Raw genomic sequence first — 1,154 nt, 5'->3', positions numbered from 1 at the left:
CTAGTGGTGTGTCTCCAAAATAATCGATGATTCGTGCATTAGAATTTCGTTCATGAGAGCACCAGTTCCCGCACTACCGATGACCGACGGACAACGCGAGATACTCGAGGCGCTCTCGCGCGCCCAAGCGACCCCGCATCGGGAGGTGGTGCGCGCCAAAGCACTGTTGATGGCAGCCGACGGACTCGCAAATACAGCTGTGGCACAGGCATTGTCGATATCACCATCGTCGGTGGCGAACTGGCGGGCGAGGTTCCTCACCGACGGTCTCGGCAAGTTCGCGAAAGTTCGGGAAGGCCGCGGCCGCAAACCGGTGATACCGCAGGAGAAGATCGATGAGATCGTCGATCTGACGATGAACTACCGGCCCGAGGGTCAGACGCACTGGAGCTGCCGCACCATGGCCGACCACGCCGGGGTATCCCCAGCAACAGTCCAACGAGTGTGGTCGGCACGCGGATTGAAGCCACACCTTCTCCACGCCTTCAAGCTCTCCAACGACCCGCAGTTCGAGGACAAACTCGTCGAGGTCGTCGGCCTCTACCTCGATCCACCGGAGAACGCGATCGTGCTGTGCGCCGACGAAAAGTCCTCCGTCCAAGCACTCGACCGCACGCAAGCCTCACTGCCGATGACGAAGGGCCGCGGCGAAACGATGACCCACGACTACAAACGCCACGGCACCACAACCTTGTTCGCCGCTCTCGACGCCGCGACCGGGAAGGTCATCGGACAGTGCCTACCCAAGCACCGCCACCAAGAATTCCTGAAGTTCCTACGCACCATCGATCGTGAAGTTCCCGACCACCTGCAGATTCATCTGATCGTCGACAACTACGCCACCCACAAACACGCCAACGTCCGCGCGTGGCTCGACAAGCACCCACGATTCCACCTGCACTTCACCCCGACCTCGTCCTCGTGGCTCAACCTCGTCGAACGATGGTTCCGCGAACTGACCGACAAAGCGTTGCGGCGCGGGGTCTTTCACTCCGTACCCGACCTGATCGACTCCATCGAGGAATACCTCGACTCCCACAACGACAATCCCCGGCCCTACGTGTGGACCGCCACCGCCGAATCCATCCTCGAGAAAGTCGCTCGCGGTCGCGTCGCATTAGCAAAAGTCAAATAATTTGGAGACACACCACTAG

General features: G+C 60.1%; 1 protein-coding gene. It reads left to right on the top strand.

What is annotated here, in order from left to right; translation table 11 throughout:
• The first annotated feature begins 52 nt into the window (after positions 1-52).
• Positions 53-1,135 (top strand): IS630 family transposase, encoded by a 1,083-nt coding sequence (locus tag R4P57_RS26760; protein WP_317805922.1) that lies wholly within the window; start codon positions 53-55, stop codon positions 1,133-1,135.
• The last annotated feature ends 19 nt before the right edge of the window (positions 1,136-1,154 follow it).

The sequence above is a fragment of the Rhodococcus sp. IEGM 1330 genome, assembly GCF_033142445.1.
Classification (GTDB): domain Bacteria; phylum Actinomycetota; class Actinomycetes; order Mycobacteriales; family Mycobacteriaceae; genus Rhodococcoides.
Note: the sequence above shows the minus strand (reverse complement) of the source record. Positions and strands in the feature narration are given on the sequence as shown.

Excerpts from the sequence above, each read along its gene's own strand:
- R4P57_RS26760 (WP_317805922.1), top strand. The coding sequence starts at position 53 with ATGAGAGCACCAGTTCCCGCACTACCGATGACCGACGGACAACGCGAG.